This is a genomic window from Dialister sp., assembly GCF_036343215.1.
In the GTDB taxonomy this organism is placed as follows: Bacteria; Bacillota; Negativicutes; order Veillonellales; family Dialisteraceae; genus Dialister.
The window spans coordinates 1-3,810 of sequence record NZ_JAZASU010000135.1 but is presented as its reverse complement, the minus strand read 5'-3'; the positions used below and the strand labels follow the sequence as shown (position 1 = coordinate 3,810).

Annotated in this window: 3 protein-coding genes; all 3 read right to left on the bottom strand. The window is 49.9% G+C overall.

The features are described 5' to 3' along the window. Window positions 1–602: 602 nt before the first annotated feature. The 3 genes from VZT47_RS09680 to VZT47_RS09670 are packed head-to-tail and all read right to left on the bottom strand — an operon-like array spanning window position 603 to window position 3,483. The gene (locus VZT47_RS09680) at window positions 603–1,196 is read right to left on the bottom strand and encodes a DNA-3-methyladenine glycosylase (RefSeq protein WP_330224760.1); all 594 of its coding nucleotides are present in this window, start codon (window positions 1,194–1,196) and stop codon (window positions 603–605) included. Next, window positions 1,193–2,263 carry an efflux RND transporter periplasmic adaptor subunit gene (locus VZT47_RS09675; RefSeq protein WP_330224759.1) on the bottom strand — a complete coding sequence of 357 codons (1,071 nt, stop codon included), beginning with the start codon at window positions 2,261–2,263 and terminating at the stop codon, window positions 1,193–1,195. The genes VZT47_RS09680 and VZT47_RS09675 overlap by 4 nt, the downstream gene beginning before the upstream one ends. 2 nt (window positions 2,264–2,265) lie before the next feature. Beyond that, entirely contained in the window at window positions 2,266–3,483 is a 1,218-nt protein-coding gene (locus tag VZT47_RS09670) for an FprA family A-type flavoprotein (protein ID WP_330224758.1), read from the bottom strand. Between the last annotated feature and the right edge of the window lie 327 nt (window positions 3,484–3,810).

Sequence of the window (3,810 nt, the reverse complement as noted above, 5' to 3'; positions counted from 1 at the left end):
GCGCCCCCCGCAACGTACATTGATCACGAGATGACATATCCAGACGTAGGAATTTCTGCAGCCGATTGACAGGTAAGATCGGAAATCCGGACAACGAGATGTATTCTCAAAAGGGAGTTTATTTTTGTACCCAAAAAGCCGTCCACTAGTCATAGTGGGCGGCTTTTTTTGCTGGTCGCATATAAGCTGCCAGTTTCCGGATCCCCGTCAGTGACTGAATTCTTTGAAACTTTGAATTCTCAGCTGTCTTCGAAGCTTTGAAACGTTCGGGAATCGGGACATCGGGAATCGGGGCGGTGGCGCAGCACAAATTATATAGCTGCGCCCTTTTTTTTATTTTGTTTCCATTAAGTCCCGGCCGGAATTCATACATCGGTGCAGCAGAAAAACAATGAATGCATCGTGATTATCGTGAATTTCGTGTTTATCGGGCAGGTGGGCCAAATTCACAGGGCGGCCGGATTTCCGAATGATTATAAAATTTCCAAACATACGGAAACCCGGTGTATGTATCCGGATGGGACAACTGAGAACTAATAACTAATAATAACTGATACCTTTTCAAATCAAAATCGCCTGACACGGATTGTGCCAGGCGGTTTTTATTTCTTAGATATATACGGATTTCCTTTGAGGGTGAAGCGCCAGGGGAAGTCTTTGCCGTAAGCAGCATAATCGATATTGACCCGTTTTGTCACTTCGATTTCAAAGGGGCCGTCTTCTCTGTCTTCCACATAGAGGGTATCTCCCGTGAGGTCGATGCCGTAAAAACTTTTGTCGATGGCCATGGCCATGGTAAGGCGGCCGGGGCCGGAGGTGAGGAGTTTCAGTTTTTCCTGGTGCCGCCGTTTTTTCATGAGGTCTATGCCTTCTAAAGGTTCCAGGGCGCGGATGAGGACGGAACCGGTTTCTCCTTCATGACCGCAGACCATATTGAGGCAGCAGTACATTCCGTAAATCAGGTAAATATAGGCATGGCCCCCTTCGCCGAAAATGATTTTCGTCCTGGGGGTGAGTCCTTTGAATACGTGGGCTCCGTCATCCTGATGGCCTTCGAATGTTTCTCCGTAAGCCTCGCATTCCACGATCCGGCCGGCTGTGATGCCTTCTTCTGATTTTCGCACAAGGACTTTTCCAATGAGGCTCCTTGCCACGGTGACGGCGTCAGAGAGGTAGTCTTCCCGTTTCCATTTCATTTCACATCCACCTGCATGCCGAGTTCGATTCCTTTGGGCGGATCCGTCACGACCCGGTCTCCTTCCTGAAGACCGTCCATAATGAGGGCAAATCCTCCTGTATCGGAGGCCACGGCTGCATGACGGATATCGATGAGATTGCTTTCATTGACCACGGCAATCTGGTCATCTCCGAAGAGGGCGGATTTCGGAATCATATAGCAGGGCACATTCTGTCCGCTTTCAATGCGGATGCTGTATTCATTGCCGATGGTGATTTCATCATCCGTATTGTCCACCTGCACTTTGTAGGTGGTATATTTTTCGCCATTTTCATTGGGCTGTTTTTTCAGTTCCCCGTACCAGATGTCATTGCCATCGCTCATGGAAACGGTGAGGGTTTTCTCATCTTTTGCCTTTTCCATGATGGAATCCATTTTGGCTGGAATTTCCACGGATGCGGTGACCGGAGAATCCTGCCGGATCACCAGGGCCGGTTTTCCTGTCAGCGCCAGATGGGTATCTCCGATATAGACCTGGGAAACAATGCCGCTGATGGGCGCGCGGACGGTGCAGTTTGCAATGGTCCGCTCCAGGGTCTGGAGAGAGGCCACCAGCTGGGCCGGAGGCCGGGACGGGGAAACAGCCGGAGCGCCGCCCCCTTTTCTTCCCTTGATCCGCTCATATTCCGCCCGGGTGATGATGCCCTGTTTCAGAAGGGATGCTTCGAGGCTGTTGTCCACGGGCGATGCATAGGCCCTCACGGAAGACTGGGAAGCTGCCGCAATCTGGGCCCGAAGGCCGGAGGCCTGGGATTCGTACTGGGAGGAATCGATCTGAAAGAGCACATCTCCTGCCTGTACGATGGTTCCCACATCAGGAGGATTGGAAATGAGATTTCCTGAAACCTGGGGAATGACGGGCGCCGTATGAAGGGCTTCGGGAATGGCTTTTGTTTCCACGGTAAAGGGTTCCCGGCTGATTTCCGCTTTCATCACATGGACGGAGGGTTTATTTCCGCAGCCCGCAAAGAGCAGGGCCGAAAGGCAGAAGGCCGCTGCCGGAAGGAGCCATTTTTTCGCGTTCATGATTACGCCTGACCCGCTTTCACATCGGAGGAAATAAGGTCAGCCAGTTCATCCAGTTTTCCATCATCGGAAAGAGCGGAAACGATATGGACCGGTTCACCGAGTATTCTGCATTTCTTCAGTTTTTCCACTTTTTCCTTCATGATTTTCCCGCTCACGTTGGGGGCCCAGCTGGAATTGCCGATGATGGAAATGGTTCTGTTCGAAACGCCCATTTCCTCAAAAAGATCAAGGAATGCATTCATCACAGGATTCAGGGTCATATTCATGGTAATCCCGGCAAGGACGATATGGCTCTTCCGGAGGACTTCCGGGAAGGCTTCGGTAATGGATTCACTGCAGAGGTCGACGAGTTTCAGGTGTTTTACGCCCCGCGCTGCCAGTTTTCCTGCGAGGATCTGGGCGGCAAGGGACGTATTTCCATAAGCGGAAGCAAAGAAAATGGCCACGGAATTTTCTTCCGGCGTCCAGGCAGCCCATTTGGCATAGGTGGAAATAATCATGTTCCTGTCTTCTTCGGTACGGTGCACCGGACCATGGAGGGAGCAGATATACCGGATGTCAAGTTTTGCTGCCTTTTTGAGGGCCATGAGCACCTGGGCGCCATAGCGGGACACGATATTGGCATAATATTTCCGAAGGTCCGGCAGGTATTCTTCTTTATAGTCCACGTCGTCCGCAAAGATAGAGCCGTTCAGCACGCCGAAAGTACCGAAAGCATCGGCAGAGAACAGGACCTTTTCCGTTTCTTCATACGTAAAGGTCACTTCCGGCCAGTGCACCATGGGTGCCTTCACAAAGTGCAGCTTATGCATGCCCAGGTCAATGACCAGCTTTTCATCGGAGGTGATGAAGCGGTCTTTCAGATCCACATGGAAATAGTTGGAAACCATCTTCTGCGCCTGGGCGGAAGTCACGATTTTTGCCTCTGGCCAGGCTTCGGCCAGGGCCAGGAGGGATCCGGAATGGTCCGGTTCCATGTGGTTCACGATGATGTAATCCAGCTTGCGTCCTTTCAGGAGGAATTTCAGGTCATCCATGAAAACATCGCGGATGGAATTGTCCACGGCATCGAGAACGGCCGTCTTTTCATCATCAATGAAATAACTGTTATAGGAAACGCCCCGGGAAATATGGATCAGTCCCTCAAAGCGGGGCAGGATGAAATCATTGCCTCCAATCCAGTAAATATGGTCGGTAACTTTCTGTTCATTATGCATGGTATACCTCTTTTTCATAGATAAAACCGATAGATTTGCACTTTAAGTATAGCACGAAATGACCCAAAAAGTGTTTAAGTTTTTATAAAAAAGACTGGTAGTCAGTTTTATCTTTTCGCGTCAACTGCGACTCCTGCGGATTTGCAGAAAGTCATCAGTTAGCAGTTATCAGTTCTCAGTGAAGGCAGGGGCTGTACAATAATTACACAACATGTTGAATGACTGAATTTTATAAAGTAATCAGTTCTCAGTTCATAGTTCTCAGTGGAGGAGGCCCGCATCAAATGAGATGGCGGGCCATTTTTATACACAGTTTTCATTGGAAAT